22 protein-coding genes are annotated in these 24,378 nt (G+C 72.7%); 11 read left to right on the forward strand and 11 right to left on the reverse strand.

Annotated elements, in window-relative coordinates; genetic code table 11:
* Window positions 1–2: 2 nt before the first annotated feature.
* The gene (locus ACH4SI_RS35955) at window positions 3–1,379 is read right to left on the reverse strand and encodes a D-alanyl-D-alanine carboxypeptidase family protein (protein ID WP_398303374.1); all 1,377 of its coding nucleotides are present in this window, start codon (window positions 1,377–1,379) and stop codon (window positions 3–5) included.
* Here ACH4SI_RS35955 and ACH4SI_RS35960 point away from each other — a divergent pair.
* The gene (locus tag ACH4SI_RS35960) at window positions 1,378–1,629 is read left to right on the forward strand and encodes an SCO4848 family membrane protein (RefSeq protein WP_398303376.1); all 252 of its coding nucleotides are present in this window, start codon (window positions 1,378–1,380) and stop codon (window positions 1,627–1,629) included. The genes ACH4SI_RS35955 and ACH4SI_RS35960 overlap by 2 nt on opposite strands.
* Window positions 1,630–1,695: 66 nt before the next feature.
* Window positions 1,696–3,006, forward strand: coding sequence for a metallophosphoesterase (locus ACH4SI_RS35965; RefSeq protein WP_398303378.1), 1,311 nt, complete (start codon window positions 1,696–1,698; stop codon window positions 3,004–3,006).
* A 19-nt stretch (window positions 3,007–3,025) separates the two neighbouring features.
* On the opposite strand, the gene ACH4SI_RS35970 is transcribed toward ACH4SI_RS35965, so the two are convergent.
* The 6 genes from ACH4SI_RS35970 to ACH4SI_RS35995 form a co-directional block, all read right to left on the reverse strand.
* A complete protein-coding gene (locus ACH4SI_RS35970) occupies window positions 3,026–4,399 on the reverse strand; it encodes a serine/threonine protein kinase (RefSeq protein ID WP_398303380.1) in 1,374 nt (457 codons plus the stop codon).
* A gap of 223 nt (window positions 4,400–4,622) precedes the next feature.
* The gene (locus ACH4SI_RS35975) at window positions 4,623–5,396 is read right to left on the reverse strand and encodes a succinate dehydrogenase iron-sulfur subunit (protein ID WP_398303382.1); all 774 of its coding nucleotides are present in this window, start codon (window positions 5,394–5,396) and stop codon (window positions 4,623–4,625) included.
* Window positions 5,396–7,150 (reverse strand): succinate dehydrogenase flavoprotein subunit, encoded by a 1,755-nt coding sequence (sdhA, locus tag ACH4SI_RS35980; RefSeq protein ID WP_398303384.1) that lies wholly within the window; start codon window positions 7,148–7,150, stop codon window positions 5,396–5,398. Before sdhA ends, ACH4SI_RS35975 begins: the two co-directional genes overlap by 1 nt.
* Before the next feature lie 24 nt (window positions 7,151–7,174).
* A complete protein-coding gene (locus tag ACH4SI_RS35985) occupies window positions 7,175–7,645 on the reverse strand; it encodes a succinate dehydrogenase hydrophobic membrane anchor subunit (RefSeq protein ID WP_123107238.1) in 471 nt (156 codons plus the stop codon).
* Between the two features lie 5 nt (window positions 7,646–7,650).
* Complete coding sequence (gene sdhC / locus ACH4SI_RS35990) at window positions 7,651–8,031, reverse strand: succinate dehydrogenase, cytochrome b556 subunit (protein WP_398303387.1); 381 nt, start codon at window positions 8,029–8,031, stop codon at window positions 7,651–7,653.
* A 157-nt stretch (window positions 8,032–8,188) separates the two neighbouring features.
* The gene (locus tag ACH4SI_RS35995) at window positions 8,189–8,674 is read right to left on the reverse strand and encodes a 2-oxo-4-hydroxy-4-carboxy-5-ureidoimidazoline decarboxylase (protein WP_398303389.1); all 486 of its coding nucleotides are present in this window, start codon (window positions 8,672–8,674) and stop codon (window positions 8,189–8,191) included.
* A 296-nt stretch (window positions 8,675–8,970) separates the two neighbouring features.
* Between ACH4SI_RS35995 and ACH4SI_RS36000 the strand changes: the two genes are divergently transcribed.
* From ACH4SI_RS36000 to ACH4SI_RS36015, 4 genes are all read left to right on the forward strand, one after another.
* Complete coding sequence (locus ACH4SI_RS36000) at window positions 8,971–10,620, forward strand: glycoside hydrolase family 20 protein (RefSeq protein ID WP_398303391.1); 1,650 nt, start codon at window positions 8,971–8,973, stop codon at window positions 10,618–10,620.
* 292 nt (window positions 10,621–10,912) lie between these two features.
* A complete protein-coding gene (locus ACH4SI_RS36005; protein WP_398303393.1) occupies window positions 10,913–11,953 on the forward strand; it encodes a DUF4328 domain-containing protein in 1,041 nt (346 codons plus the stop codon).
* A gap of 55 nt (window positions 11,954–12,008) precedes the next feature.
* Window positions 12,009–12,653: an RNA polymerase sigma factor gene (locus ACH4SI_RS36010; RefSeq protein WP_398303395.1), complete on the forward strand. Its 645-nt coding sequence runs from the start codon at window positions 12,009–12,011 to the stop codon at window positions 12,651–12,653.
* Window positions 12,653–13,873: a hypothetical protein gene (locus tag ACH4SI_RS36015; RefSeq protein ID WP_398303397.1), complete on the forward strand. Its 1,221-nt coding sequence runs from the start codon at window positions 12,653–12,655 to the stop codon at window positions 13,871–13,873. Before ACH4SI_RS36010 ends, ACH4SI_RS36015 begins: the two co-directional genes overlap by 1 nt.
* Before the next feature lie 192 nt (window positions 13,874–14,065).
* On the opposite strand, the gene ACH4SI_RS36020 is transcribed toward ACH4SI_RS36015, so the two are convergent.
* On the reverse strand, window positions 14,066–14,974 hold the full coding sequence (locus ACH4SI_RS36020) for a peptidoglycan-binding protein (RefSeq protein ID WP_398303399.1): 909 nt from the start codon (window positions 14,972–14,974) through the stop codon (window positions 14,066–14,068).
* A 133-nt stretch (window positions 14,975–15,107) separates the two neighbouring features.
* Between ACH4SI_RS36020 and ACH4SI_RS36025 the strand changes: the two genes are divergently transcribed.
* Both ACH4SI_RS36025 and ACH4SI_RS36030 read left to right on the forward strand, forming a co-directional pair.
* Entirely contained in the window at window positions 15,108–16,694 is a 1,587-nt protein-coding gene (locus ACH4SI_RS36025) for a methylmalonyl-CoA mutase (protein WP_398303401.1), read from the forward strand.
* A 45-nt stretch (window positions 16,695–16,739) separates the two neighbouring features.
* Window positions 16,740–16,952 (forward strand): hypothetical protein, encoded by a 213-nt coding sequence (locus tag ACH4SI_RS36030; protein WP_055546847.1) that lies wholly within the window; start codon window positions 16,740–16,742, stop codon window positions 16,950–16,952.
* A 28-nt stretch (window positions 16,953–16,980) separates the two neighbouring features.
* On the opposite strand, the gene ACH4SI_RS36035 is transcribed toward ACH4SI_RS36030, so the two are convergent.
* Both ACH4SI_RS36035 and ACH4SI_RS36040 read right to left on the reverse strand, forming a co-directional pair.
* Window positions 16,981–17,691, reverse strand: coding sequence for a B3/4 domain-containing protein (locus tag ACH4SI_RS36035; RefSeq protein WP_398303404.1), 711 nt, complete (start codon window positions 17,689–17,691; stop codon window positions 16,981–16,983).
* Between the two features lie 123 nt (window positions 17,692–17,814).
* Window positions 17,815–17,952 carry an SCO1431 family membrane protein gene (locus ACH4SI_RS36040; protein WP_398303406.1) on the reverse strand — a complete coding sequence of 46 codons (138 nt, stop codon included), beginning with the start codon at window positions 17,950–17,952 and terminating at the stop codon, window positions 17,815–17,817.
* A gap of 154 nt (window positions 17,953–18,106) precedes the next feature.
* Between ACH4SI_RS36040 and ACH4SI_RS36045 the strand changes: the two genes are divergently transcribed.
* Window positions 18,107–19,501, forward strand: coding sequence for an amidase (locus ACH4SI_RS36045; RefSeq protein ID WP_398303408.1), 1,395 nt, complete (start codon window positions 18,107–18,109; stop codon window positions 19,499–19,501).
* Between the two features lie 379 nt (window positions 19,502–19,880).
* Here the strand turns inward: ACH4SI_RS36045 and ACH4SI_RS36050 are convergent, their stop codons facing one another.
* The gene (locus tag ACH4SI_RS36050) at window positions 19,881–22,355 is read right to left on the reverse strand and encodes a BTAD domain-containing putative transcriptional regulator (protein WP_398303410.1); all 2,475 of its coding nucleotides are present in this window, start codon (window positions 22,353–22,355) and stop codon (window positions 19,881–19,883) included.
* A 110-nt stretch (window positions 22,356–22,465) separates the two neighbouring features.
* On the opposite strand from ACH4SI_RS36050, the gene ACH4SI_RS36055 reads away from it, so the two are divergent.
* Window positions 22,466–23,359 (forward strand): alpha/beta fold hydrolase, encoded by an 894-nt coding sequence (locus ACH4SI_RS36055; RefSeq protein ID WP_398303412.1) that lies wholly within the window; start codon window positions 22,466–22,468, stop codon window positions 23,357–23,359.
* A 136-nt stretch (window positions 23,360–23,495) separates the two neighbouring features.
* The gene (locus ACH4SI_RS36060; RefSeq protein ID WP_398303414.1) at window positions 23,496–24,281 is read left to right on the forward strand and encodes an SAM-dependent methyltransferase; all 786 of its coding nucleotides are present in this window, start codon (window positions 23,496–23,498) and stop codon (window positions 24,279–24,281) included.
* The last annotated feature ends 97 nt before the right edge of the window (window positions 24,282–24,378 follow it).

Genomic DNA, 24,378 nt, shown 5'->3' on the forward strand with positions numbered 1-24,378 from the left:
CGTCAGCCCCGGCGCGGCCAGCGGCGGTGCACCGCGTACGCCACCGCGCCCAGCACGGCCAGCGAACCGGCCGCGATCCCGGCCGCCGTCCACATGCCGCCCGCGCCCCCGCCGGAGACGGACGCCTGGGTGTGCTCGTCGCCCTTCTTCGCGCGGTCCGCCGAGGCATGGCTCTGGTTCAGGCCCGCCGGGCCGGGGCGGACGAGGGTGCCGACCGGATTCACCTTGTCCGCCGCGTTGAAGCCCCAGTCGAACAGCTTCGCGGTCTCCTTGTAGACCCCGAAGGGCTCCGACTTCTGCGGGTTCATGACCGTGACCAGCAGTACCCGTTTGCCGCGCTGGGCCACACCGGTGAAGGTGGAGCCCGCGTGGCTCGTATAGCCGTTCTTGACCCCCGCCAGGCCCTTGTATGCCGGGACGTCGATGCCGGTCAGCAGGCGGTCGGTGTTCTGGATCCCGAAGCTCATGCGGACCTTCTTGCCCTTTTTGTCCTTTTTGTATTCCCCTGGGAACTGGGCCGTCGCCGTCGAGCAGTACTCCCGGAAGTCCGCCTTCTGCAGCCCGGACCGGGCGAACAGCGTGAGGTCGTACGCGCTGCTGTACTGGCCGTCCTCGTCGTAGCCGTCCGGCGTGACGACATGGGTGTCCAGCGCGTTCAGCTGCTTGGCGTGCGCCTGCATGTCCCGCACGGTCGCCGGGACGCCGCCGTTCATCGCGGACAGGACGTGCACCGCGTCGTTGCCCGAGCGCAGGAAGACGCCCAGCCACAGGTCGTGCACCGTGTAGCTGAGGTTCTCCTTCACGCCGACCAGGCTGCTGCCCGCGCCCATTCCGGCCAGGTCGGACATCCGTACCGTGTGCTTCTTCGTCTTGGGGAACTTCGGCAGCACGGTGTCCGCGAACAGCATCTTCAGCGTGCTCGCGGGCGGCAGCTGCCAGTGGGCGTTGTGCGAGGCCAGCACAGCGCCCGACTCGGCGTCAGCCACCATCCAGGACTTGCCGCTCAGCTCCCTCGGCAGCGCGGGCGCGCCGCGCTTCGGATCCACCTGGGTGCCGGGGCGGCCGAGCCGCGTCCCGCCCACCGTGGACATCCGGGCGGGAGGCTTCACGGCCTCGGACCCCTTGGCGCCGCCCGGGTCGTCGGCGGCGAGCGCGGGGGAGGCGAGCAGGGGGGACATCAGGGTGGACAGCAACAGGGCGGCGGTGATGGCCAGCGGCGCGGCGGCGCCTCGCGAGTCTCGCGACGTGAAGGTGTTCGAAGAGATCGGCACGTCTGCGAACGTACCCGGACCCGTCGCGGACGGCGAAAGCACCGCCGTCTTACGGGTGGTGGCCCCCCGCGTGGAGGTGCGCATCCGGGTGCCCATACTGGAGACCATGAAGCTCAGCCGCCCCGTGTCCTGGTTCCTGCTCGCCTTCGGGGTCTGGAGCTGGGTCATCTGGTTCACCTTTGTCAAAAATTTGTGGAAGGACGCCAGCGGGCTCGCTTTCAACGACGCCGGCGACCCCACCGCGTACTTTTGGGTGCACCTGCTGCTCGCGATCACGTCCTTTCTCCTGGGGACGGCCATCGGGGTGATCGGGTTGCGTGGGTTGCGCGCTCTGCGCCGAAATGACGCCGAAGAGTAGCCGTTCCGGATAGCCGGATAGCCGTATAGCCGTATAGCTGAACAGCCGCATAGGGGAGGACCGGGGATGGTCGTGCTCTTCGTCCTGATCGCACTGGCCGTCGTCGGTCTGCTCGTCGGCGTGCACTGGTACGTGTGGCGGCGGCTGATCCGCGACACGACGGCGCCCGGCGGGCGGGCACGCCGTACGGGCACGGCGGCGGCCTTCACGCTCCCGCTGATCACCGTCGGAGCCCTGGTCGCGGGGCGTACGGGCGTGCCCTTCCCGATCCAGCGGGCGCTGGCCTGGCCGGGGTACCTGTGGCTGGCGCTGCTGCTGTACCTGACCCTGGCCCTGCTGGCCGGCGAGGCGGTACGGCCCCTCCTGCACGCCTGGCTGAAGCGCCGCCCCGCCGCCGCAACGGCTGCCGCACCGGCCCCCGCACCGACCCCGACCCCGGCACCGGCCCCAGTGCCCGCAGCGGCGCCGGCAGGGGCGGCACCCGAAGCGGCGGAGGCACCCGAGACGGCAGAGCCACCCCGGACGGCAGAGGCGCCCGGGACCGGCCGTCCGACCTCCCGGCGGCTGTTCGTCGCACGGGCCGTGGCCACGGGCGCCACGGCGGCGGCCGCCGGGACGGTCGGGTACGGGGCGTACACCGTGTTGCGCGGGCCGCGGGTCAAGCGGGTCACCGTGCCGCTCGCCAAGCTGCCGCGCCGCGCGCACGGCTTCCGGATCGCCGTCGTCAGCGACATCCACCTCGGCCCGATCCTCGGCCGCTCGCACACCCGGCGCGTGGTCGAGACGATCAACCGCACGAACCCCGACCTCGTCGCTGTCGTCGGCGACCTCGTGGACGGCAGCGTCGCGGACCTCGGCCCGGCCGCCGAGCCGTTGCGCGGGCTGCACAGCCGGCTCGGGAGCTTCTTCGTCACAGGCAACCACGAGTACTTCTCCGGCGCCCAGCAGTGGGTCGACCACGTCCGCGAACTCGGCGTCCGCCCCTTGGAGAACGAGCGCGTCGAGCTGCCCTGGTTCGACCTCGCCGGGGTCAACGACGTGGCGGGGGAGGACGAGGGGCAGGGGCCCGACTTCGACCGGGCGCTAGGCGACCGCGATCGGGCGCGGGCGTCCGTCCTGCTCGCCCACCAGCCGGTGGTGATCGACGACGCGGTGGAGCGCGGTGTCGACCTCCAGCTGTCCGGCCATACGCACGGCGGGCAGCTGTGGCCCGGCAAGTACGTCGCGGCGCTGGCCAACCCCACCGTCGCGGGGCTGGAACGGTACGGCGACACCCAGCTCTACGTCACCCGCGGCGCGGGCGCCTGGGGCCCGCCGGTGCGGGTCGGGGCGCCGCCGGACGTGACCGTCGTGGAACTGGCCTCGACCCGCGCCTGAGCCGCCGCGTTCAAGGGTCCTAGCCCTTGCTCTGGTCGAAGGAGCCGAGGAAGATCCCGAGCGCCTGCTTGTTCTCCTTGGCGTTCCAGTCGTGCGCCGGTGTCGTCCACCTGATGGAGAAGCCCCGGCCGCCGCCGACCAGGAATCCGCGGCCGAACGTGCGGAGCCGGTCCTTCCCGACCGCGGTGCTCCACTCCATGTCGGCGGCCTTCCAGCCGCGGTAGTCGACGCGGCGGATGTCGTCGATCCGCTGGAAGCCGGGGTAGATCTTCTCGATCGTCGGGATCAGCCGCTTCCAGCCTTCGACGGGGTCCTGCTCGGGGCCCTTCCCGAAGGTCACCACCAGATCGCGGTCGTCGCCTTCCGCTGCGAACTTGATGTGGAAGCGCGAGCCGCTCTCGACCTGCTTCCAGCCCTTGGGGAGGTCGATGGAGAACCCGCCTCTCTCGCTGGTGTAGCGGTAGTAGCCGGACGGCGGCGGGTCGTCGGGGCCGGGGTACGCACCGCCCCCGGCTCCGGCGGCGGGGGGCGAGGAAGAGGGGGGCCGGCCCGAGGCGGACGAGCCTGGCGGGCTCGGGGCGTCCGAGGCGGAGGGCGGAGGGGTGTCGCGCGGCAGGCTCGGGGCGGCTCCGCCCGCCGGCGGGGCGGAGGGGGAGGCGTCGGAGGCGCGGTCGTCGCCGCCGGTCACGCCGCTGGTGGTGGCCAGGGCCAGTACGGAGGCCACCGTTCCGAGGACCAGGGTCGCGACGGCCAGCGCGAACGGAGCGACCCGGCGGCCGCCGCGCCCGCCGCCGCGCCGCGCCGACGGGAACCACGCCTCGTACGTGTTGCGCAGCCACGGCATGCGCGGCGCGGCGCGGAACGCGACGGGCTCGCCCTCGTTGAGGATGCGTTCCAGAGCCTGGCGCACCACCGGCGCGGTCAGCCGCTCCTTCGGATCGTCGCGCAGCAGCCCGTGGATCACCTGGACGAGTGGGCCGGCGTGTGGCGGGTGCGGTACGGGTTCCTCCCGTACGACCCGCAGCGTCTCCTCCGGCGAGGCCCGGCTCCGGTGCGGCGGGCGGCCCTCGACCATGGCGAACAGGACCGCGCCCAGCGCCCACATGTCGGACGCGGAGCAGGCGCCGGTGCCGCGCGCCTGCTCGGGGGAGGCGTACGCGGGGTCGGTGACCTGCCGGGACGGCTCGGCGCCGACATGGCCGAAACCGGAGAGGACGACCTCGCCGTCCGAGCGCATCAGGACGCGCGCGGGGCTGATGTCACCGTGGACGATGCCCGCGCGATGGGCGGAGTCGAGAACGGCGAGGAGTTGCAGCCCGATACGGGTGGCGCGGACCGGATCGAGCCCGCCGCGCCACGCGAGTTCATCACTTAACGGGCGGCTGTCACTCATGGGCCGGCCGATTCGTTCCTCTGCGCCGCGCTCCTGCGTGCCGGTCACGCTTTCACCCCTTGATGAACGTGCCCCATCCACCCTCTGCCCCAGGAGGTACGTCGGGGTCGTGGCGGGCGTTCAACGGCTGTGAAAACGCTATGGGCCCGCCCCCGGGCAAGGGGGCGGGCCCATGGCCATAAGCCTCAAGAAGGCTCAGAAGCGACGGCTCAGAAGCGACGGCTCAGAAGCGACGCGTGATCAGCGCGCGCTTGACCTCCTGGATGGCCTTGGTGACCTCGATGCCACGGGGGCACGCGTCGGTGCAGTTGAAGGTGGTGCGGCAGCGCCAGACGCCGTCCTTGTCGTTCAGGATCTCCAGCCGCTGCTCACCGCCCTCGTCACGCGAGTCGAAGATGAAACGATGCGCGTTGACGATCGCCGCCGGGCCGAAGTACTGGCCGTCGTTCCAGAACACCGGGCACGAGGACGTGCACGCGGCGCACAGGATGCACTTGGTGGTGTCGTCGAAGCGCTCGCGGTCCTCGGCGGACTGGAGGCGCTCCCGCGTCGGCTCGTTGCCCGTCGTGATCAGGAAGGGCATCACATCGCGGTAGGCCTGGAAGAACGGCTCCATGTCCACGACCAGGTCCTTGAGGACCGTGAGGCCCTTGATGGCCTCGACCGTGATGGGCTTCTCGGGGTTGATGTCCTTGATCAGCGTCTTGCAGGCCAGCCGGTTACGGCCGTTGATCCGCATGGCGTCGGAGCCGCAGATGCCGTGGGCGCAGGAACGGCGGAAGGTCAGGGTGCCGTCCAGATCCCACTTGATCTTGTGGAGGCCGTCGAGGACGCGCTCCTTGGGGTCGATGTCGAGCTGGAAGTCCTCCCAGTACGCATCGGCCGCGACCTCCGGGTTGAAGCGGCGGATCCGGAAGGTGACCGTGATCGTGTGCGCGGCGGTGGCGTCGGTCGGCTCCGGGGCCTTGTCGGCCTTCTCTAGCGTGGGGGTGCTCATCAGTACTTACGCTCCATCGGCTGGTAGCGGGTCTGCACGACCGGCTTGTAGTCGAGGCGGATGGACTCGGAGCCGTCCGCGCCCACCTCTCGGTACGCCATGGTGTGCCGCATGAAGTTGACGTCGTCGCGGTTCGGGTAGTCCTCGCGGTAGTGGCCGCCGCGCGACTCCTTGCGGGCCAGCGCGGAGATGGCCATGACCTCGGCCAGGTCGAGCAGGTTGCCCAGCTCGAGGGCCTCCAGCAGGTCGGTGTTGAACCGCTTGCCCTTGTCCTGGACGGAGCAGTTCTTGTAGCGCGCGCGCAGGCTGCCGATCTCCTCGACGGCCTCCTTGAGCGTCTGCTCGGTGCGGAAGACCATGACGTTCTTGTCCATGGTCTCCTGAAGCGCCCGGCGCACCTCGGTGACCCGCTCGGTGCCGGTGGCGTCGCGCAGGTTCTCGACCTGGTCGCGGACGAACCCGGCCGGGTCCTCCGGGAGTTCGATGAAGTCGGCCGTGGCGGCGTACTCGGCGGCGGCGATGCCCGCGCGGCGGCCGAACACGTTGATGTCGAGCAGCGAGTTGGTGCCCAGCCGGTTGGCGCCGTGCACGGACACGCACGCGACCTCGCCCGCGGCGTACAGCCCCGGCACGACGGTGTCGTTGTCGGACAGCACCTCGCCCTCGACGTTGGTCGGGATGCCGCCCATCGTGTAGTGCGCGGTCGGCTGGATCGGGATCGGGTCGGTGTACGGCTCGATGCCCAGGTAGGTGCGCGCGAACTCGGTGATGTCCGGCAGCTTGGCGTCCAGCTGCTCCGGCGGCAGGTGGGTCAGGTCGAGGAAGACGTGGTCGCCCTCGGGACCGCAGCCGCGGCCCTCGCGGATCTCCGTGTAGATGGAGCGGGAGACCACGTCCCGCGAGGCGAGGTCCTTCATGACCGGCGCGTACTTCTCCATGAAGCGCTCGCCGTCCTTGTTGCGGAGGATGCCGCCCTCACCGCGGGCGCCCTCCGTCAGCAGGATGCCCATGCGCCAGATGCCGGTCGGGTGGAACTGGAAGAACTCCATGTCCTCCAGCGGCAGCCCGCGCCGGTAAGCGACGGCCTGGCCGTCACCGGTGAGGGTGTGCGCGTTGGAGGTCACCTTGAAGAACTTGCCGCAGCCGCCGGAGGCGAAGACGACGGCCTTCGCCTGGAAGACGTGCAGCTCGCCGGTGGCCAGTTCGTACGCCACGACACCGGCCGTGCGCTTGACCCCGTCGACCTCGGTCATCAGGAGGTCCAGGACGTAGAACTCGTTGTAGAACTCCACGCCCTCCTTGACGCAGTTCTGGTACAGCGTCTGGAGGATCATGTGGCCGGTGCGGTCCGAGGCGTAGCAGGACCGGCGGACCGGGGCCTCGCCGTGGTTACGGCTGTGGCCGCCGAAGCGGCGCTGGTCGATCGTGCCGTCCGGGGTCCGGTTGAACGGCAGGCCCATCTTCTCCAGGTCGAGGACCGAGTCGATGGCCTCCTTCGCCAGGATCTCGGCGGCGTCCTGGTCGACCAGGTAGTCGCCGCCCTTGATCGTGTCGAAGGTGTGCCACTCCCAGTTGTCCTCCTCGACGTTCGCGAGGGCGGCGGCCATGCCGCCCTGGGCGGCGCCGGTGTGGGAGCGGGTGGGGTACAGCTTGGTGAGCACCGCCGTGCGGCTGCGCTTCGTCGACTCGATGGCCGCGCGCATGCCGGCGCCGCCGGCGCCCACGATGACGGTGTCGTACTTGTGGATCTTCATGAGTGGATACCTCAGCCCCGGGGCCTAGCGGATGTTCGGGTCGAAGGTGAAGATCACCAGGGTGCCGAGCACGATGGTGAATCCGGCCGCCGTGTAGAGCAGCCCCTTCAGCCACAGGCGGGTGTTGTCCCGCTCCGCGTAGTCGTTGATGATCGTGCGCAGGCCGTTCGCGCCGTGCAGCGTGGCGAGCCACAGCATGATCAGGTCCCATGCCTGCCAGAACGGCGAGGCCCAGCGGCCGGCCACGAAGGCGAAGCCGATCTTGGTGACACCGCCGTCCAGCACCAGCTGGATCAGCAGATGGCCCAGGACGAGGACGACCAGCACGATGCCGGACAGGCGCATGAAGAGCCAGCCGTACATCTCGAAGTTGGTACGGGTCGTCTTGGGCGTCTTGCGCGTACGGGCCCGCGGCGGCTCGATGACGGGGGCCGGGTGGTCCACGTCGTACGCGCTGACCGCGTCGGTCGCGGGGGTGGTGGTCTCGGCGGACATGTGCGTCAGCTCCCGAACAGTTCGCGCAGCGTGTGCTGAAGGATCGGGTAGAACGCCCCGATCATGAGCACGACCCAGATACCGACGACGGACCACAGCATCTGACGCTGGTACTTCGGGCCCTTGGACCAGAAGTCCACGGCGATGACGCGCAGCCCGTTGAGGGCGTGGAACAGGATGGCGGCCACCAGGCCGTACTCCATCACGTTGACGATGGGCGTCTTGTACGTCGCGACCACGTCGTCGTACGCCTCGGGGGACACCCTCACGAGCGAGGTGTCCAGGACATGCACGAACAGGAAGAAGAAGATGAGGACGCCGGTGACTCGATGAGCCACCCAGGACCACATGCCTTCCCGGCCGCGGTACAGCGTTCCAGCCGGCACGGAAAACCCTCCGGAAGCGGGGACTGGGGCCTGCCGGCTTGACTGTCGGTCGGGCCCGGCCGGGTATGGTCCACCGGCCCTGGCCATCGTAGCGACGTGTTGTCGGAGGGTTCGCGCGGGGGGCTCCGGTGTGATCAAAGAGGCACGGGTGCGCAGGTCACACGGGACGGAACCGGGCGATACCCGGCATGGGGGCGTTTGGAGCGGCCAGCCGGGTCAGCCGCCCGCGGGCGATGTGGCGCAGCTCCTCGGCGGCCGTGACCCATTCCTCGTCGGGCTCGTTCCCCAGCCGGGACCGGATTCCGGTCAGCAGCCGGTCCAGCGTCTCGTCGGGCGCCAGGCCGTCCAGGCAGATCACGAAGGCGTGGCCGAACTTCTGCTCGTACGCGGCGTGCGCGGCCCGTAACGCGGTGTGCGCGGCCAGCGCGCCGACCCCGGCCTCGACGGGCAGCGGATGACCGGTCATGGACTCGTCGGCCAGCGCCTCGGCGAGATCGGCCGGGGTGAGGTCGTAGCTCGCCTCGTCCCCGGCGGCCAGCAGCGCGCCCAGATCGGGATACGGGCGGTGGTCCGCGATCAGCCGGGCCCAGCGGCGGCTGCCGCAGCAGGAGAGGAGCGACGCCTCGGCGGCGTCGGCGGTCATGTGGTTGAGCCGGTCGAGGCCGCCTGCGCCGCCGGGCCGGGGACGGGGGCCGGGGCTGGATCTGGGACTGGACCTGGACAGCGGAGACTCCTTGGGCGCGCGGGGACACACGGGGCGCGTGGGGGAGATGTGCTGGGGGGTGTGAGCAGTACACGGTAACGACGCGGAGAGGCCGGTGTGGCGGAGAGAGCGTAAATTCACTCGTAGGGGGACGTTTTATGGCGTGAAGTAGACAAGCGAAGAGACAGGAGCGTGACGGAGACAGCAGTGCCGCCCCGACACAGGAGGTGCGCGCCATGGGGTTGTCCGGCAGAGCCGCCAAGGCGGCCATCCTCCGCGGCGGCGTCGCCGGTGCCGCCGCGACCGTCGTCCTGATCGGCCTCGGCTGCCAGCAGACGCAGTCGACGAACCACGGCTCGGCCTCCCCGCGGCCGCCCACCCTCCCCACGCGGCAGCACACCTCGGCCCCCCACACCACCGCGGCGCCCACCTCCGCCCCGGCCACCTGGCCGCGCTCCGCCGCACCTCGCACGATCCCCTCCGTCCGCACGTTCACGCCGGAGTCCGGGCCCGGCTGGAAGCCCAGCGGGAACAGCCGGGTGGTCGCCGACCTCAGGGGTCCGCTCGCCGACGAGGCCCGCATGATCGCCGACGAGCTGGGGCTGCACACCGCCTCCGGCGCCCCGCACCGCGGCGATCTGTCCCTCGCCGTCGCGCCCGGTCAGGGCGGCGGTGCCGAGGGATACACGCTCACCGTCCGCAAGGGCAGCGCCCGCGTCACCGGCCCGGCCACCGCGGGCGTCTTCTACGGCACCCGGACCGTGAAGCAGGCCCTTGCTTCCGGCGGCAAGCTCCCCGAGGGCGTCATCCACGACCGCCCCGACCGCTCCCAGCGCGGGCTGAACCTGGACATCGCGCGCAAGTTCTACACCGCCGGATGGATAGAGGCGCGGCTGCGCCAGATGGCCGACCTCAAGCTCAACCAGCTGGGCCTGCACTTCTCGGACGACCAGGGATTCCGTATCCAAAGCGATACCCACCCCGAGATCGTCTCGGCGCAGCACCTCACCAAGGCCCAGGTCCGGCGGATCGTCGGACTCGCCCGGCAATTGCACATCACCGTCGTCCCCGAGATCGACTCGCCCGGGCACCTCGGCGCGGTGATCCGCCGGCACCCGGACCTCCAGCTGCGCAACGCGGGCGGCACCTCGTTCCAGGGCGACGTGGACATCTCCAAACCGGCCTCCGCCCGGATCGTGGACCAGCTGATGCGCGAGTACGCCCCGCTCTTCCCCGGCCGCTACTGGCATTTGGGCGCGGACGAGTATCTGGCGCTCACCGTCAAGGACCCCGAGGCGTCGTTCCCGCAGCTCGTCGCCGCCGCGCACCGCAAGTACGGCGCGCGGGCCACGGTCCAGGACCTGGCCACCGGCTGGCTGAACGACCGGGCGGCGGTCGCCCGCGCGCTCGGCAAGGAGCCCAAGGCGTGGAACGACGGCTTCTTCAGCGGCGGCGTCATCACGCCCGACAAGAACATCCAGGTCGAGTACTGGACCGGCCGCACCAAGTGGCCCGCCCGGCCGCCGGTGGAGTACCTGCGCGAGGGCCGGAACGTGGTGAACCTCAACTCCGAGTACCTCTACTACGTGCTCGGCCAGCCCAACGGCTTCTTCTACCCCACCGGCAAGCGCATCTACGCCGAATGGACCCCCGGCACCCTGCGCGGGACCCAGCCCGTCTCCGACAAACAGCTGACCGGCCCGAGCCGCGTCCTCGGCGCCCGCTTCGCGGTCTGGTCCGACCAGCCCGGTGCCCAGACCGAGCAGCAGGTGGCCAGGGGCATCCGGCTGCCGCTCGCCGCGCTCTCCCAGCGCCTGTGGGATCCCGGAAATCCGCCGCTGAGCTGGTCGGCCTTCATCCGTCTCGCCGACCAACTGGGGGTATGAGCCGAGGAAGGACGGCCGGGGCCGCCACCCCCCACAGGAGAGGCCCCGACCGCCGTCCAGCTCGGGCCCGTGAAGGCCCTCGCTCCTTATAGCGTCGCACGCTTCGAATGCGTCACACCCGCCGTGGACGCGATACCTGACCGTTACGGGCATGCCCGGCCTGTCCATGCCCTGGGCCGACTCTGGACGGGACCGGTCGGATGCCCGTAACGTGCAGGTCCGCGCTGTGGGCGCGGTCAGATTGTTTTCTCGCGTGGTTCCGATCGGTCCACGTCCCCAGGGGGATCAAGAAATGTATCCGTGCGGGAACTGCCGCGCCGTCGCCGTCGGGCCCGACGGTCGCTGCGCGGCGTGCGGTACCTATCAGCAGCAGTTGCGGCAGCAACCGGCGCCGACGACCGGGCCCGGGGCCTACGGCTACCCTGCGGCGCCGCCGGTGTCCATGCCCGCGGCGGGTGCCATGCCGGCCGGTGGCGTCGACCTGCGGCGCGGGATGTCCACCGCGCTCCAGGTGCTGTTCGGCGCGACCATCGCCGTGCTGATCCTGGCGTTCATCGCCCGCGTCCAGCAGTACAACCTCTACGGGGACGTCCTCGACGGCGGCTCGGTGAGCCCCGAGAAGGCCGACGACGCCGACGAGTTCTACCGCGTGGCGCTGCTCCTGTCCTCGGCGGTCATGCTCGCGCTCGGCATCGTCTGGCCGATCTGGTTCCGGCGGCTGCGGCTGAACGCCGAGGTGTTCGCCCCGGGCCAGCACCGCTTCAGCCCCGGCTGGGCGGCGGGCGCCTGGTTCACCCCCGTGGTCAGCCTGTGGTTCCCGAAGCAGATCGCCAACGACATCTGGCGCGCCAGCTCCCCGCAGGGCCCGCACCAGGCCGGCCGCGGTCTGCTCAACGGATGGTGGGTGTGCTGGGTCATCAGCGGCCCGCTGTTCAGCAGCTCGCTCCTGCAGTGGAGCAACGCCCGGCAGCGCGCCCTGGACTCGGGCCTCTTCGGGGCGCGGGGCGCCATCGAGGACATGCGGACGGCGATCGGCACGAACTGCTTCGCGTACCTGGTCACCCTCGCCGCCGCGATCCTCGGCCTGATGGTCGTCCGGCAGATCACCACGATGCAGGAGCAGCGCGCCGCGCTGCCGCAGGGCCCGCAGGGGCACATGCCGCCGCAGGCCCCGATGGCACCGGGCGCCCCCGGCAACCCGTACGGTGGCGGCGCCCCGGGCAACCCGTACGGTGGTGGCGCCCCGCAGATGCCGCCGGTCGTCCCGCAGGCCCCGCCCGCGCCGCCGTCCGCCCCGCCCGCCGGGCCACGTCCGCCGTACGGGCAGGGCTAGCGCGCGGGCCGGCATCGCTGGACCGAAATTTCTCCGAGTGTGGCAGGAAGAGAGCGTGCAGGGGGACGACGCGGAACTGACCGCCGCGGTGTACGCGGCGCAGGAAGGGAACGAGGCCGCCTTCCGGACCGTGTACCGGTGCGTCCACCCCCGCCTGCTCGGTTACGTACGCACCCTGGTCGGTGACACCGACGCGGAGGACATCACCTCCGAGGCGTGGCTGCAGATCGCCCGCGACCTCGGACGGTTCAGCGGAGACGCCGACCGGTTCCGCGGCTGGGCCGCCCGCATCGCCCGCAACCGCGCCCTCGACCACATACGGATGCGCGGTCGGCGCCCGGTCATCGGCGGTGACGAGACCGAGCTGGAGACCCGGGCGTCCGAGGCCGACACCGCCGGTGAGGCGATGGAGGCCCTCGGCACCGGCCGCGCGCTCAGCCTCATCGCCCAGCTCCCGCAGGATCAGGCCGAGGCGGTGGTGCTGCGGGTGGTCCTCGGACTGGATGCCAAGAGCGCGGCCGCCGTCCTCGGCAAGCGCCCGGGCGCGGTACGGACCGCCGCCCACCGGGGGCTGCGGCGGCTGGCCGATCTGCTCGGTGATACACCTGTGCTCGATGGGATACCCGGGCAGCGTGAGACAGGGGCGGCCAGGTCCGCGGGTGTGACGGAATCAGGCGCGCCAACGCAGAAAGATATGTGATGGCCGACGACCACCGCTACAGCTGGCTGGATGACAAGGCCGTGGAGCGGCTGCTTCGCGGTGAATCCGTCGAGGGGCAGCACGGCGCCCCAGACAACCGGAACGATCGGCCGCACGCCGAAGCGGAACGGCTGGCGGCCCTGCTCGGCGCCGTGGCCGAGGCGGCTCGCCGCGCGGACGGCGCCGCCGCCGACGGTAAGACCCCGCTCCCCGGCGAGGATGCGGCGGTGGCCGCCTTCCGGGCCGCGCACGCCAAGCCGACGGTTACCCCCGTTTCGGGAGAAGGCCAGGTCGGCCACAAGTCAACGCGCATAGCGCGATCGGCTGCCAAAGCCAGTGCGGGTGCGGGTGCCGCTGGTGGGTGGCGGACCGGATGGCGCCGGCGGCGTCCGCTGCGCGCGGGCATGGTGGCCGCGGTGGCGGGCTGCGCGCTCAGCGGCTTCGCGGTCGCGGCGGCGGCAGGCGTGCTGCCGTTCGGGCACAGCGACGGCAATCCGCGCCCGGGAGCGAGCACGTCGGACACCGGCCCCGGGAGCGGGGAGTCGGCGCGGCCGGAGATCTCCGAGAGCGGCGGTACGTCGACGTCGCCCGACGGCGACGGCAGGACATCGGAGGGCGCCCAGGGCCGGGGCGTACCGGGCGGTGGCGAGGGCCATGGCAAGCGGGACAACCACGGCAGGGGCGAGAAGGGCTCCGGGGCCGGGAACAACGGCAACGGACAGCGGGCCCTCGGGACCTGCCGCCACTACCTCGCGTCGGAGGCCGGCACCGGGGCCGACGTCGGCCAGAAGGCGCTGAAGAAGCTCACGCGAGCAGCGGGCAGCCAGTCCGGCATCCACGACTACTGCGTGCGGGTCGTCGGCGACGGCACTGCCCCGCGCGACGGCGGCGACGACACGGGCAGCACCGGCAAAACCAGCGGCAACGGCGGCACGGGCAGCACCAGCGGCACGGGTGGCGGCAGCAAGGGCAACCGTGACGACTCTGGGAGCGGGGACGACGGCGGGTCCTCCAACCCGGCGCCCCCGCCGCCGTCCGAGACGCCCTCCGGAGGCGACGGCAGTACGCCGAGCCCGGACCCCACCACGTCCGGCACTGCGAAGGAACTGTCCGACACCCCGTCCGGCACTTCTTCCGGCAGTTCTTCCAACGATCCTTCCGGCAGCCCGTCCGCGGAGCATTCCGACCCCGCGAAGACCGCTGAACCCAACGCTTCCTGAGACCCACGGGAATCTGGTGTGACGTTTTTTTCAGGGGTGACGCTGTAAGAAACGGGCCGACTGGTCATCGGCCGCGCGCGAGCCGAGGTTCCCCCCGTACCGACGGCTCCGCGCATCGGCGCGGGCAGAGCACGTTCCCCCGGCTCTGCCCGCGCCCTCTTTCTTTGTGCGCTGAATTGATGGTTGCGGTCCTTACTTGTAGACCACGACCTTGTCGCCCGCCTTCACCTGATGGAATACCGCCGCGATTTTTTTCTTGTCGCGGACGTTCACACATCCGTGCGACGCACCGCTGTAGCCCCGGGCGGCGAAGTCGGCCGAGTAGTGCACCGCCTGGCCGCCGCTGAAGAACATCGCGTACGGCATCGGGGTGTGGTAGATCGTCGAGACGTGGTCCCGGCTCTTGAAGTTGACCTGGAAGAGCCCCTCCCGGGTCGGCGTGTACTGGGAGCCGAAGCGCACGTCCATGGCCGACACGACCCGGCCGTTGATCATCCACGCCAGCGTCCGGCTGTTCTTGCTGATGCACAGCACCCGCCCGGTCAGGCACCGTGAGTCCGGCTTGGCCAGGGGGTTGGTGGTCGGCGGGTACAGCTCGTCGCGCGTGGGCGGGTGGGTGCGGGACCGCAGGGAGGTCCAGGTGCGGCTGTCCACCGAGCCGGTGGCCGACAGGCCGCGGGCGCGCTGGTACGAGGTGACCGACGCGCGCGTCACCGTGCCGAAGTAGCCGGTCGGGTTGCGGCCGAAGTGCCCGAGCTGGCGCAGCCGCGCCTGGAGTTCGCGCACTCGTTCGCCACTGGTGCCGAAGGCGATGACGGGCGGTGCCACCCGCGGGGCGGTGCGCGGCTTCGCCGCCACCCGGGTGCGGGGCGGCCGCGCCGGGCGGGGCGTGGCCCGCGGGCTGTGCGTGAACGTGTGGCGCGGGCGCGGCGCGGCGGCCGGGGTGTGGGGCGCCGCGCCGACCGTACTGGCGGCCGCGCGCGGCTCCGCTCTGGTATGTCGCTGTCCGTCCAGGGTCACCGTCTCGCCCCGGCAGCCCGCCAGCAGGGCCGCCGCGGCGGCCGTGGCGAGCGCGGTGCGGACGACCGATCTTCCACGCATGTATCCCCCTCTTCGCCGGTTCGTCGCCCGGAATGTTGCCCGGGGCTGCCGTGCGGTGAACATCGGCGCATGCTGTGAAGAAGGCCCTGAATGGGTACAAGGGCAGATATAAGCCACCAGAAGGCAGGGACTCATGGCGCGCGAGTCGGAGTCGGGATTCCCGATCGAGCCGGTGTACGGGCCCGGTCGTGACCACGGCGGAGGTGGCGGCCGTGTCGGCGAGCCCGGCGCGTACCCCTTCACCCGTGGCGTCTATCCGTCGATGTATACCGGCCGCCCGTGGACGATGCGTCAGTACGCGGGGTTCGGCACCGCCGCCGAGTCCAACGCCCGCTACCGGCAGCTGATCGAGCACGGCACCACCGGTCTGTCGGTCGCCTTCGACCTGCCCACCCAGATGGGCTACGACTCCGACGCGGCGCTCGCGCACGGGGAGGTCGGCAAGGTCGGCGTCGCCGTCGACTCGGTCGAGGACATGCGGATCCTGTTCGACGGAATTCCGCTCGACCAGGTCTCGACGTCGATGACGATCAACGCGCCCGCCGCGCTGCTGCTGCTCCTCTATCAACTCGTCGCCGAGGAGCAGGGGGTGCCGGGGGACCGGCTGACCGGCACCATCCAGAACGACGTCCTCAAGGAGTACATCGCGCGCGGCACGTACATCTTCCCGCCCGCACCCTCTCTGCGACTCATCGCGGACATCTTCCAGTACTGTCGGACTGTCCTGCCCAAGTGGAACACGATCTCGATCTCCGGCTATCACATGGCCGAGGCCGGTGCCTCGCCCGCGCAGGAGATCGCCTTCACGCTCGCGGACGGCATCGAGTACGTCCGTACGGCCCTCGCGGCGGGCATGGGCGTGGACGACTTCGCGCCGCGCCTCTCGTTCTTCTTCGTCTCCCGTACGACCCTCCTCGAAGAGGTCGCCAAGTTCCGCGCCGCGCGCCGGATCTGGGCGCGGGTGATGCGCGAGGAGTTCGGTGCGCGCGATCCGAAGTCGCAGATGCTGCGCTTCCACACGCAGACGGCGGGCGTCCAACTCACCGCCCAGCAGCCCGAGGTGAACCTCGTCCGGGTCGCCGTCCAGGGGCTGGCGGCGGTCCTCGGCGGCACCCAGTCCCTGCACACCAACGCCTTCGACGAGGCCATCGCCCTGCCCACCGCCACCTCGGCCCGGCTCGCGCTGCGCACCCAGCAGGTGCTGGCGTACGAGACGGACGTGACGGCGACCGTCGACCCGTTCGCCGGCTCGTACGCGGTGGAGGCGCTGACCGACGCGGTCGAGGAGGCGGCGGTGGACCTGATGCGCCGGGTCGAGGATCTGGGCGGCGCCGTGGCCGCCATCGAACGGGGCTTCCAGAAGGACGAGATCGAGCGCAACGCGTACCGCATCGCCCGCGAACAGGAGGCAGGGGAGCGGGTGGTGGTCGGCGTGAACCGGTTCCGGATCGACGAGGAGGAGCCGTACGAGCCGCTGCGCGTGGACCCGGCCATCGAGGAGCGCCAGCGCGCCCGGCTCGCGCGGCTGCGGGCCGAGCGGGACCGGGCGGGTGTGGGGGCGGCGCTGTCGGCGCTGAAGAAGGCGGCCGAGAGCGAGCCGGGGACGGCCAATGTGCTCTACCCGATGAAGGACGCGCTCGCGGCGCGGGCCACGCTCGGCGAAGTGTGCGACGCGCTGCGGGACGTGTGGGGCACGTATGTCCCGGCCGATGCGTCCTGAGAAGCTCGCCCTGGGCATCCGGGGCGGGTGAGCGACACTGGGGTCATGTCTGCTCCCCGCCGCACCTGTCCGGTCTGCACCCGTGAGATCGCGGTGGTCGGCGGGCGCTTCGCCCGCCACGACCCGCCGGGCCGCCGCTCCGACTACGAGCTGGTCTCCTGCCCCGGGTCACGGCGGATCGCGCCGCTGCTGACCACACCGCCGAAGCTGTTCGGCGGGGACGAGCCGCCGACGCCGGGCCAGCAGCCGCTGTTCTGAGCGCCCGTAGGCGGTCAGAACGACGCGGTCAGCTCACCAGCCGGGAGGCGAGCACGACCCCCGGGCTGGACTCCGTCAGCGCCTCGCTGAGCCGGTCACCGGCCGCCGTCAGCGCGGCGTCGTCCATCGGCCCGAGCGCGTCCAGTACGAACATGGCCCGGGTGGTGGTGCCGGTGAGTCGGGTGCGGGTGCACTGCCGCCAGTTCCAGCGCCGGCAGGTGACGCCCGTGTCGTCCCGCCACACCACTTCGCCGGGCGCGGGGTGCTCCACGGCGGGCTCGCCGCTCGCCGTCGTCTCGAACGCCTCGTCGCCCGTGGCGCGCACCAGCCGGGCCGCGCCGGTGTAGTGGTCGAGGTCCTCGCCGCCCAGCGGGATCACATGGCCGACCGAGATCGCGTTGTAGAGGTCCGTCAGCCGGTCCACCCGCGGCAGCCCGGCCCCCAGCCTGCGCAGCAGCGCCTCCGCGCTGGGCCGGGTGCGCTGCGGCTTCGCGCCGAAGCCGCGGAACGCCTCGCGCCACGCGGCCAGATGCGGATGCTCCTCCACCGGCCTGTCCCCGAACCGCTCGCGCGCCTCCGCCTCGGCGGCGGACAGCCACTTCTCGCTCACCTCGTCACTGGGCCCGGGGCGCAGTCCCTCGGCCGTGATGAGCAGCGCGCGGTAGTCGGGGCGCAGGGCGTGGACGGCGGGGTCGACGGTGGCGGAAGCGAGCCAGTGGGATGCGGTGGACGTCGTCATGGAGTCCACTATGACATACGCGAGAGTGTAGTTTTCTGTACTGGCCGGTCTCTGGAGCGGGCTCTGGGGCAGGCTCCGGAACAGGCCCTGGAGCAGGCTCCGGAACAGGCCCTGGAGCAGGCTCTAGAACAGGCCGAGCTGCGCGGCGAACATCGCCAGGGCGATGGCGAGCACCCAGCCGATGGCGTGCTCCATCAGTTTGTCGTGGCCGGAGCCCGAGGGGCCGCCGGTGCGGGCGCGGTGGACCGCGATCTCGGTCATGCGGGTCGTCCTTGCTGCTTGGAGATGCTGAGGAGGATGGTGATGATGGTGAGGAAACGGGCAATCATTGTTGCCCAGGGTGCGTGGCCGCCCCTCCTCGGGTAAAGGGGGAGTGGCCTAACTCACCCAGGTGTTCGAGCGAGGAGGTTGTCCGTTGACCAGCGTCATTCCGAAAGGTCTTGCCCAGCAGGTCAGAGCGCTGGCCGACGGCGAGGTGACCTCGCGGGCGCTGGTCGAGCAGGCGCTGCGGCGCATCGCCGAGACCCAGGCCACGCTCAACGCCTTCCGGCGCGTCCGGGCCGAGGCCGCGCTGCGCGAGGCCGCCGACGCCGATCGGCGGCTGGCGGCCGGTGAGCGGCTGCCGCTCCTCGGAGTGCCGATCGCGGTCAAGGACGACACTGATGTGGCGGGCGAGCCGACCGCCTTCGGCTGCTGCGGCGACTTTCCGGCCAAGACGGAGGACGGCGAGGCGGTACGGCGGCTCCGGGCGGCCGGGGCCGTGATCGTCGGCAAGACCAACACGCCCGAGCTGGGCCAGTGGCCGTTCACCGAGGGCCCCGCCTTCGGCGAGACCCGCAACCCCTGGAACCTCGCCCACACCCCCGGCGGCTCCTCCGGCGGCGCCGCGGCTGCCGTCGCCGCCGGGCTGGTCCCCGCCGCGCTCGGCTCGGACGGCGCGGGCTCGGTCCGTATCCCCGCCGCCTGGACCCATCTCGTCGGCATCAAGCCGCAGCGCGGCCGGATCTCCACCTGGCCGGACGCCGAGTCCTTCAACGGCATCACCTGTAACGGCCCCCTCGCCCGCACCGTCGCCGACGCCGCCCTGCTGCTGCACGCGGCCAGCGGCAACTGCGACGGTGACCTGCACTGTCCGGACCCGATCGACGTGCTGTCCGCCTCGGGCCGCGATCCGGGGCGGCTGCGGATCGCCCTGTCGTTCAAGCCCGCCTTCACGGGCACGCCGAAAAGCCTGGACCCGGCCGTCCGCGCCGCCGTGACCCGCCTCGCCGAACGGCTCGCCGCCCTCGGCCACGAGGTCGAGGAGGCCGAGCCGCGCTACGGCGCCGTCGGGCTCTCCTTCCTGCCCCGCGCCACCGGGGGCCTGTGCGAATGGGCGGGCCGCGTCCCCGATCCGCTCCTGCTGGACGCACGTACCCGGGCCGCCGCCCGCAACGGCCGCCTGCTGCGCGGCACCCTGCGGCTGGCCCGCGCCGCCGAAGAGCCCCTGCGGCGGCGGGTCGGGACCATCTTCCGGCGGTACGACGTCGTCCTCTCCCCGACGACCGCCACCCCGCCCCTGCCGATCGGCGCCATGGCCCGGCTGTCCGGCTGGCACACCGACCGCGCGATGATCGCGGCCTGCCCGTACGCCTGGCCCTGGAACGTCCTGGGCTGGCCCGCCGTCAACGTCCCGGCGGGCTTCGCCGACCCCGACGCCACCCTCCCCCTAGGCGCCCAGCTCCTGGGCCCGGCCTGCAGCGAGCCCCTGCTGATCTCGCTGGCCGCGCAGCTGGAGGCCGACCAGCGGTGGTACGAGCGCTGGCCCTAGGCGTTCCGGCGGGTACGCGTCCCGGGCTGCCGCGTGGGCGGGTCGGCTGGTTCCGCCAGCGCGGCCGACGGCGGCCGCGTCCTCACCCTGCCGGGTACGCGTCCAGGGCCGCCGTGTGGCGGGCTGGTCGGTGACGCTGTACGCGGCCGACGGCCGACGGCGGCCCGGCCCGCGTCCTCACCCCGCCGGGCACGCGTCCCGGGCTGCCGCGTGGGCGGGTCGGCTGGTTCCGCCAGCGCGGCCGACGGCGGCCGCGTCCTCACCCCGCTGGGTACGCGTCCCGGGGTGCCGTGTGGCGGGTCGGCTGGTTCCGCTGTACGCGGCGGACGGCGGGCCGGGCCGCGGCCTCACCCTGCCGACGGCGGGCCGACCCGCGGCCTCACCTCGCCGGACGTGCGTCCAGCGCCGCCGCGATCGCGGACAGGTGGTCGTCCACCGGGCCGAGCGTCAGCAGGCCGCTGCCCGCGCCCGCGAGCTGCCCCGCCGCCGGGAGCAGGCGGTGGTGGGCCCGCTCCAGGACCTCCCGGTCGCCGAGTTCCCGGGCGACCGCCGCCTCCAGGCAGCACAGCGCCTCGTACAGCAGGTCCGCCGGCGGCTCCGGCAGGGCGCGCAGCGCCGCCCGCGCCCCGGCGGCATCCGTCCCCAGCAGCGCGAACGGCTCCGCCCAGGGGCGGTACGGACCCCAGTCCGCGCCCAGGTCGACACCCCGACCGGCCTCCCGCGCGGACCGCCTCCCGCCCGCCAGTCGTACGCAGAGCAGCGCCAGCGGCAACAGCCCCCGCTCCACGCCCGGCATCCCGGCCCCCTCCAGCCGCCCGGCCGCCGCCCGGTACGCGGCCTCGGCCCGTACGGTTCGCCCGGCGGCGGCGAGCCGCAGCGCCCCGTACCACTGGGTGAAGACGCCCACCAACGGCAGCTCATGGCGCGCGGCCAGCCGGTCCGCGGCGGCGGCGTGCCCGTCCGCGGCCGTGAAGTCGCCGAGCGCGCCGCGCGCCTGGAGCCGCACCAGATGGCCCAGCACCTCGTACGTCACCAGCCCGTGCCGCGCGGCCACCGCGATCAGCTCCGCGCCGATCGCGTCCCGCCGCGGCGCGAGCCCGGCCCGGGTGCAGGACTGCATGAACGCGCCGTTCAGGGCGAAGACCAGCAGCGCCGGATCGTCCAGCCGCCGGGCGATCTCCTCGGCCTCCCGCGCCGCCGCGGGCCCGCGCGGGGAGCGGGTGCCGCGCATCTCCAGCGCGACGGTGGCCAGCAGACGGCAGCGCGCCGCGTCGCCGCCCGGCGGCAGCGCGGCCAGGGCGCGCTCGGCCGCGCCGACGATCCGCTCCGCCGACTCCGGATCGTCGCTCCGGGTCCAGATCGCGGGTACGTCGTACGCGCCGATGACCCGCGCCGTCAGCTCCGGGTCGCCGCACTCCTCGGCGGCGGTGATGGCCGCCGGACGCTGCTGACGGGCCGCCTCCAGCCCCCCACCCCCGGTCACCGCAAGGTTCCGGATCAGCCCCACCGTGGCCTCCAGCCGAGCCCGCGCCCCGCCACCGACCGTACGGTCGTAGACGGCGGCCGCCTCAGCCCACACGCGCGCCGCGCCCCAGGCCTCGCCCCCGGGCGCCGCCCCGTGGCCGGGGGCCTCCCCGCCACCGGCCACCGGCCCGTGGTCGGGCCCCGAGCCGGGGCCGGGCAGTGCCCCATAGCCGGGCGGCGGCCCGTCACTGGGTATCGGCCTGCTGCCGGGCGCCGATTCACCACCGGGCGTTGGTCCGTGGCCGGGCACTCGCCCGCCGCCGGTTGTCGGCCCGTCGCCGGGCGCGGGCGCGTGGCTGGGGGCCTGCCCGCGACCGGGCATCGGCCTGCTGGCGGGCGGTGGCCCGTGGTCGGGCCCCGAGCCGGGGCCGGGCAGTGACCCATAGCCGGGCGGCGGCCCGTCGCTGGATACCGACCCGGCGCCGGGCGCTGGCCTGCCGCCGGGTGGCATCCCGTCACTGGGGACCGGACCGTGGCCGGGCGCCGATTCACCACCGGGCGTTGGCCCGTGGCCGGGCACCGGCCCCGCGCCGGGGCCGCGGATCGCCTCCGCCGGACCGGCCGCCGCCTCCAGCCCCGGGGCCTGCGCGAGGATGTCCGCCTGGAGGCGGCGCAGGCGGGGGCCGGGGTCCAGGCCCAGCTGGTCGATCAGGGTGGTGCGCGCCCGGCGCAGGACGGCCAGGGCGTCGCCCTGGCGGCCCGCGCGGTACAGCGCGAGGGCCAGCAGGCGCCAGGCGTCCTCGCGCCAGGGGTGGTCGGTCAGGTGGGCATCCAGGTCGGGCACCGCCTCGGCGGCGCGGTCCAGCGCGAGCAGGGTCTCGGCCCGCTGCTCGACGGCCCGGAGCCGCAGTTCGGCCAGGCGGGAGCGTTCGCCCCGGGCCCACCTCTCGCCCTCGAACCCGGCGTACGCCGGACCGCGCCACAGCTCCAGCGCCTCCCCGAGCCGCCGCAGCGCCGCCGCGGGCGGCAGGGTTGCGGCGGCGCCCACGGCCGTCTCGAAGCGCCACGCGTCCACGGCGTCGGGCGCCGCCCGCAGCGCGTACCCGGGGCCCTCGGTGACCAGCAGCCGGGAGCGGGCGCGCGGCGGACGGTCGGGTTCCAGGGCGCGGCGGAGGGCGCCGACGAAGGTCTGTACGGCGCCGACCGCCCCCGCCGGAGGCTCCTCCCACAGGTCCGCGACGAGGCGGGACACCGGCACGACCCGGCGGCGGGCCACGATGAGCCGCGCCAGCACCGCCCGGTGCCGTGGCCCCTTCAACGCGAGCACGCCGCCGTCGCCCTGCGCCACCACCGGCCCGAGCACACCGAACGCGACCCGCTCCCACGTCACCGGGCCACCGTAACCGGGCGCCCGCCCGCGCCCGCGCTGACCGGCTGCTGATTGGGACGCGGCAGCCTCGGATACGTCACCGATACGCCACGACGTGAGAGCCGCACCCCATGCCACAGATCATCCCGGGCTTCGCCTACCACCGCGTCCCCACAGCCGAGACACCTGACGGCGTCGCCCTCAACGTGGCCGTCGGCGGCGCCGGCAGCCCGGTCGTCCTGCTGCACGGCTTCCCGCAGACCCACCTGATGTGGCGGCACGTGGCGACCGATCTGGCCGCCGACCACACCGTCATCTGCCCCGACCTGCGCGGCTACGGCGCGAGCGACAAACCGGCGGACCCGGACGGCACGGCGTACGCCAAGCGCACCATGGCCGCCGACATCGTGGCCGTGGCCCGCGCGCTCGGCCACGACCGCTTCGCCCTGGCCGGTCACGACCGCGGCGCGCTGGTCGCCTTCCGCGCCGGGCTCGACCACCCGGACACCGTCACCCACCTCGCCGCCCTCGACGTGCTGCCGACGCTGGACATGTGGGAGGCGATGCACGGCATCACCGCAGCGGTCGGCTTCCACCTCTATCTGATGGCGCAGCCCCCGGGCCTGCCCGAGCGGATGATCGCCGCCGCCCCGGACGACTTCTTCGGCCACTTCCTCGACCTCTGGGGCACGGACCCGGCCGCGATCCCCGCCTCCATCCGCACCGCGTACCTGGACGCCTGCCGCGCCGCCGTCCCCTCGATCGTCGCCGACTACCGGGCCTCCGCCGGGATCGACGTCGCCCACGACCGGGCCGACCGGGAGGCGGGCAACCGGCTGCGGATGCCGGTCACCGTCCTCCAGCAGGACTGGGGCGCCGCCCTCGGGTTCGACGCGGAGGCGCTGTGGCGCGCGTGGGCGCCGGATCTGCACCATGAGACCGTCGCGTACGGCCACTTCATGGCCGAGGAGGCGCCCACGGACGTCGCGAAGGCCCTGCGCGCACTCCTCTCGCGCAGCGCCTGACGCCCGCACGTGCGCCACGCCCGTGCCTTTGTCGCCAAACTTTTGCCCAATGATCGAACGAACCCTACGGGTGACCAATTCCGGCTAGCTTGGAGGCAGATCGTTCCGTACGCACAACCCCTCAGGAGCCCGCTCCGTGTCCGAGCAGGATGTCGCGCAGCGCATCGACACCACCAAGCCGCACTCCGCCCGTTTCTGGAACTACTTCGTGGGCGGCAAGGACAACTACGAGGCCGATCGGGCGGTCGGCGACGAGATCAAGGAGATCTTCCCGGGTCTGGTCGATGTCGCGGTGGCCAGCCGCCACTTCCTCTCCCGGGCCGTGACCTGCCTGGCCGCGGAGCACGGCGTACGGCAGTTCCTGGACATCGGGACGGGGCTGCCGACCGCCGACAACACCCACCAGGTGGCGCAGCGCGTCGCGCCGGACGCGCGGATCGTGTACGTCGACAACGACCCGCTCGTCCTGGTGCACGCCCGCACCCTGCTGCACAGCACCCCCGAGGGGGCCACCGACTACCTCGACGCGGACCTCTACGCCCCGGACGCCGTCCTCGCGGCGGCGGCCGGGACGCTGGACCTCACCCAACCGGTCGCGCTCGTGCTGCTGAACGTCCTCGGCCACGTCGCCGACCCCGCCGAGGCCCGTTCCCTGGTGGGCCGTCTGATGGCGGGGCTGCCGTCCGGCAGCTACCTGGTGATCGGCGATTCCACCGCCACCAGCGAGGGGATGATCGCGGCCTCGGCGGCGTACAACGCGAGCGGAGCGGTGCCGTATTACGTCCGCCCGGTCGAGGACATCGCCGCGTTCTTCGAGGGGCTCGACGTCCTGGAGCCGGGCATCGTCCCGATCACGCGCTGGCGGCCCGAGTCCGACGGTGACGCGGTGGACGCGTACGGAGGCGTGGGCCGCAAGCCGTAGGCCCGTCCAGGACCCCGGCGTCAGACACCGGCCCCTACCGCTTCGCCTCCATCAGGACACCAGCCGAGGACTCCGCCCAGGTCGGCCTAGTGGTGTG

Origin of the sequence: Streptomyces sp. NPDC021212 (genome assembly GCF_044332925.1) — a bacterium.
Taxonomy (GTDB): Bacteria; Actinomycetota; Actinomycetes; order Streptomycetales; family Streptomycetaceae; genus Streptomyces.

Excerpts from the sequence above, each read along its gene's own strand:
- ACH4SI_RS35960 (WP_398303376.1), top strand. The coding sequence starts at position 1,378 with ATGAAGCTCAGCCGCCCCGTGTCCTGGTTCCTGCTCGCCTTCGGGGTC.
- ACH4SI_RS35955 (WP_398303374.1), bottom strand. The coding sequence starts at position 1,379 with ATGGTCTCCAGTATGGGCACCCGGATGCGCACCTCCACGCGGGGGGCC.
- ACH4SI_RS35965 (WP_398303378.1), top strand. The coding sequence starts at position 1,696 with ATGGTCGTGCTCTTCGTCCTGATCGCACTGGCCGTCGTCGGTCTGCTC.
- ACH4SI_RS35970 (WP_398303380.1), bottom strand. The coding sequence starts at position 4,399 with ATGAGTGACAGCCGCCCGTTAAGTGATGAACTCGCGTGGCGCGGCGGG.
- ACH4SI_RS35975 (WP_398303382.1), bottom strand. The coding sequence starts at position 5,396 with ATGAGCACCCCCACGCTAGAGAAGGCCGACAAGGCCCCGGAGCCGACC.
- sdhA (WP_398303384.1), bottom strand. The coding sequence starts at position 7,150 with ATGAAGATCCACAAGTACGACACCGTCATCGTGGGCGCCGGCGGCGCC.
- ACH4SI_RS35985 (WP_123107238.1), bottom strand. The coding sequence starts at position 7,645 with ATGTCCGCCGAGACCACCACCCCCGCGACCGACGCGGTCAGCGCGTAC.
- ACH4SI_RS35995 (WP_398303389.1), bottom strand. The coding sequence starts at position 8,674 with ATGACCGCCGACGCCGCCGAGGCGTCGCTCCTCTCCTGCTGCGGCAGC.
- ACH4SI_RS36000 (WP_398303391.1), top strand. The coding sequence starts at position 8,971 with ATGGGGTTGTCCGGCAGAGCCGCCAAGGCGGCCATCCTCCGCGGCGGC.
- ACH4SI_RS36005 (WP_398303393.1), top strand. The coding sequence starts at position 10,913 with ATGTATCCGTGCGGGAACTGCCGCGCCGTCGCCGTCGGGCCCGACGGT.
- ACH4SI_RS36015 (WP_398303397.1), top strand. The coding sequence starts at position 12,653 with ATGGCCGACGACCACCGCTACAGCTGGCTGGATGACAAGGCCGTGGAG.
- ACH4SI_RS36020 (WP_398303399.1), bottom strand. The coding sequence starts at position 14,974 with ATGCGTGGAAGATCGGTCGTCCGCACCGCGCTCGCCACGGCCGCCGCG.
- ACH4SI_RS36025 (WP_398303401.1), top strand. The coding sequence starts at position 15,108 with ATGGCGCGCGAGTCGGAGTCGGGATTCCCGATCGAGCCGGTGTACGGG.
- ACH4SI_RS36030 (WP_055546847.1), top strand. The coding sequence starts at position 16,740 with ATGTCTGCTCCCCGCCGCACCTGTCCGGTCTGCACCCGTGAGATCGCG.
- ACH4SI_RS36035 (WP_398303404.1), bottom strand. The coding sequence starts at position 17,691 with ATGACGACGTCCACCGCATCCCACTGGCTCGCTTCCGCCACCGTCGAC.
- ACH4SI_RS36040 (WP_398303406.1), bottom strand. The coding sequence starts at position 17,952 with ATGACCGAGATCGCGGTCCACCGCGCCCGCACCGGCGGCCCCTCGGGC.
- ACH4SI_RS36055 (WP_398303412.1), top strand. The coding sequence starts at position 22,466 with ATGCCACAGATCATCCCGGGCTTCGCCTACCACCGCGTCCCCACAGCC.